The 4,258-nt window shown below is 52.3% G+C and carries 2 protein-coding genes; one reads left to right on the forward strand and one right to left on the reverse strand.

Translation table 11 applies throughout. From position 1 onward, the window contains the following. Positions 1-438: hypothetical protein (locus K8S15_12590; protein ID MCD4776874.1), on the reverse strand; the 438-nt coding region annotated here is incomplete at its 3' end. 234 nt (positions 439-672) lie between these two features. Here K8S15_12590 and K8S15_12595 point away from each other — a divergent pair. Then, on the forward strand, positions 673-4,258 hold a 3,586-nt coding region (locus tag K8S15_12595; GenBank protein MCD4776875.1), incomplete at its 3' end, for a tetratricopeptide repeat protein.

A 4,258-nucleotide genomic window follows, 5' to 3' on the forward strand; every position in this document is an offset into this window, starting at 1 on the left:
CTTGTACCTGATGTAATCGAGATGAATTCCTGTAACAGGATATTCTGCCGCGATTCGTAAACAGACACTGGCCATAAGTTCCACATTCCGCGGGTCGGTTGGATTCATCCAGTTCTGTATTACCTCTCCATCGCTGTTCGCCTGCATTCTCCCTTCGCAGAGCAGCTTTTCCTGCTGAACATCAGAAGCGTAATCCGTTCTCCACATGACCACCCATGCATGAACATCGATACCCAACGGAAGGCATGCGTCCAGGCATTCCCGCAGGCCGTCCTCATCGATAAAAGTACCGTATGCTGCCATATAGAACACAGTATCGTAACCATTAGAGGCAAGAAGCGGAGCCAGTTCATCCCAGTTCCCATCGTTCCTGTCCCAGCGACTCCAGATTCCGGTTATGGACATAACACCTGCCATTAAAATGGGAATAATGTTCATGGGACCTCCAAATCCTTGTTCAGTATAAATAAGACAATACGTATATTGTTGTAGTCCCGCAAATCAGTCGCCGATGATGTCACATTCCGAACAACATCAGAGATTTATTCACTTGACAGAACAGAACCGTCCTCTCTATTGTCTCTCTGCAAGGGGGGCTTTTGAGTTCTCCTCATAGTATTGTAAACGATGAAAAGTCCAGTGTATTCATGATAAATCTCCTGAAAGGAATACTTGAACAACGCTCCGCTGTTTGTTAAAAAAGTAATCCGCCTGAGTGAGCTTTCCGGAAGTTTCAGGGGAACAGTGTTAATAGCGGATATCTGCAGCTTCACATCCCGGTTCGACAGGATGACGGATCTGGGCGCCGAAGGTGCGGAACTCATCTCCCTGGAAGTGAGCCGTACTCTATCCAATGTGGTGCAAGCCGGTGCGGAATATGGAGGGTTTCCCGTCTCGTTCGCCGGCGATGCAGTCACTCTTGTTTTCCCGGACAGCCAAGAGGGCGCCAGGAGCGCCTGCAATCGTATCAATTCTATGGCGGCGAAAGACATCCTGCCTGTCAGAACCTCGGTTGGCGAAGGTCTGATAGCCTGGGATGTAATTCCCTTGAATGAATGGACATTTTACAGTTTCCAGGGCTCTGCCGTCAGGCAGGCTGTCATAGGGGATTCCGAATGCTCTCCCCATCGGTACTCTCAGCCCGGCAGAGGCGAAGAACCTGTCCCTATTAAAACCGGAGCTATCCCGACGGCATGTTTCACTCCGCCGAAACTCTTTGGCGAAAGTACGGTGAATGAGTTCAGGCATGTCATCAGTATTTTCCTCTCGCTTGAAAACCGCAGGGGGAACAACTGCCCAAGGGGCTTTCAGGAACTGATTCTCAAGATCGCCGGGGAATTGGGGGGCTATGTATCGGGTCTGGAGGCCGGGAAGAAAGATTACCGTATTCTGGTGATCTTTGGAGCCCCGGTCTCAAAAGAAGACGATGCCCGCAGAGCAGATGTTTTTCTGCAACAGGTGTTTGCCAGATCATCCGGGAGGGTAAGAGCCGGCACGGCCAGCGGTCTTGTCTTCAGCGGAACATTGATTACACCACTTCTGGAATCTTACACGGTTCTCGGGCCTTCCGTGAACCTTGCAGCCCGGCTACATGGTTTTGCCGGATGGAACACTGTCTGCAGCGAGCCGGTTTTTTACCGCGCATCGCGTCTCGAAATCAAGCGAGAGAAGGAAATCTCTTTGAAAGGTATCTCCGGCAAAGTGCAGGCTCTGATACTCTCACCACTACAGAAAAGGGCCGCTGCAGCCAAGCCAACGCCCCCGCTTATCGAAAGAAACGAGCTTCTGGACCGGCTTGAGGCTGATCTGATGAAAGAAGGCGCCCAGATACTCCTGACAGGCGTGACCGGCATGGGGAAAACCAGATTGGCAGTAGAACTCAGTCGGAAAATGGGTGACGCTTTCTTGATCCCTCTCCGGTGCGAAGGCGTGTCAGGTGAAGGCCTGGATATTTTTTCCAGATGGCTGGGGGAATGGCTGGGTTTTGAGGTCAGCGAGGGAGGACTGACCGCTTTCCGGGAAAAGCTCTACGGTTTTATCGATCTTCTGGATGAACTGAATGATCCGGCAGCTGATGAAACATCGGACGAACTGCTCAGAGGGGAATCGGTACTTGCCGCCATGGCAGGTCTCCACCGGGAAAAATCACTCTACCAGGGGCTGGATCCCAGGGGCAGGTTCCTGAACACTGTATCCGTCATTGCCGCATTCATCAGGGGACATCGTCTGCTGCGAAAAACAGTTATCGTGCTTGATGATCTGCAGTGGATGGATCCCGACTCCGGAAGACTGCTGACTGCTGTTCTGAAGGAACTTGGGCAGAATAGACCACCTCTACTCTTCCTTACAAGACCTGGTAAGAATGAAACAATCGGAGAGATGGGGTTGACCCCGGATGAAATAAAGCTTCCATCGCTTTCGAGAACCGGCTGCAGGAGCTTCCTGGAGTGGAGCCTGAGCAGGCAGCCTACCGAGAAACTGCTGGACTGGTTTCACCACCGTACCGAGGGAATTCCGTTCTTCATGGAGCAATATGCCGGGTTGCTATCATCAGCGACAGGTCCTCCCGATGAAGAGAGCTTCCCGGGCAACATACATGCGCTGCTTGTAGCAAGGCTGGACAGATTGGAGCCGAAGCTGAAAAAAACAGCGATTATTGCCAGCGTACTCGGCAGGGCTTTCGATCCCTGGATACTCCAGCTGATTGTATCCGATGAGGATTTGAAATCTCTTCTTGACAGGGGCATTGTTGAGAGGGTGTGGGAACGCACGCCGGACGGACGCTTCAGTTTCATCCATATTCTGCTCCGTGAGGCTGCTTACAACCTTCAACTTCACTCGGACCGCAGGAGGCTTCATTCAAAGGCAGCCGAGAAAATGGTGGAAATCTGGGCTCAACGTCCGGAAAAGGCTCAGAATATAGCCTATCACATGGAACAGGCCGACCGTGCAGAGGAGGCTTCGTTCTGGTTTATTAAGGCAGGCAGGCACGCATTTTCCAGGAGGATGACCGTCACCTGTCTGGATTGCATGAAAAAAGTCCTTAATCTGTCCGATGACGTCTCCAGAAAACTTGATGCTCACAATATGATCTACGATATGCACTCCTCCATCGGTAGCTGGGGAAAAGCTGGAAAAGCCATTGAGTTGGCGGCAGAGGAGAAGAACCTCACGTCTGAAGATCAGGCAAGGGTGCGAATGATGCGGGTTAACCTGGCAACTAACCTCGGCAGGCCGCAGGAAGCACAGGAACTGCTTGAAGGCCTTGAGGAAATGAACCCTGAACTGAGACCGCAGATACTCCACCACCAGGGACGAATACTTATGCTTCAGGCTCAAACAGAAAAGGCAAAGGAACACCTTCTTTCCGTCTATAGAGAACTTCGTGACGGAACCCCTGAGGAAAGACTGGTGGCGGCAAAGGCTCTGGGTAACGCCTCGGGTTGCATGCTTCGCCTGGGTCAGATGGAAGAGGCGGAAAATCCACTCAGGCAGGTGCTGGCCTATGCGGTAGAGACCGGAGATCTGGTAATGGAAACCCTGGCTGTTGGTAACCTGGCATTGGTTTACAAGTATCTGACCGGCAGGTTCAGCGATGGAAAAAGGATGACTCGCAGGCACCTGGAACTCGCCCGGAAAACTGGAAGCCGCCTGCTGGAGCTGCAGGCTGTAGGCAACCTGGGCACAATGCTGGAGAGAGAGGCCTCTTCCGAGGAAGCCTTCGAGCTTCTAAAGCAGGCTGTGGAGCTTGCCCGAAAATACGGTGGAAGCGAGGCGCTCTCGGTATCCCAGGCCAATCTGGGTGGTGCCTTATGGAGAGCAGGTATGCTCGAAGAGGCGCTTGAACTTCTGGACGAGTCCATGGACGTCTGCCGGGAAGATGGACTGGGAGTTTACAGGGTCGATTTTGCCATTGAAAGATCCCATATTCTGATGGATATGGGACGGCTTGAGGAGGCAGGAGAACAGATCAAACAGATCGATGAGTGGTCCGCTCCGGGTGAATGCACTTCCTCCATAATCTGGAGCAGAGGAAGACTGCTGCGGCTCCAGAACAGGATGGAAGAAGCTGAACACACACTGAGAGAGGGGCTGGAGCAGGTCTCCGGAGAATTGGGAAGGTTCGACTTTCTCCGCGAACTCTATCTAACCACCGGAGACAGGAAGATTCTCAGCAGATGTCTGAAGCTGGGAGATAGCATTCTGAAGAGAACGCCCAGCTGGGATCTACGTGCAAGAATTGATGAGCTGAAGAATG

Origin of the sequence: Candidatus Aegiribacteria sp. (genome assembly GCA_021108005.1) — a bacterium.
Taxonomy (GTDB): Bacteria; Fermentibacterota; Fermentibacteria; order Fermentibacterales; family JCC-6; genus Aegiribacteria.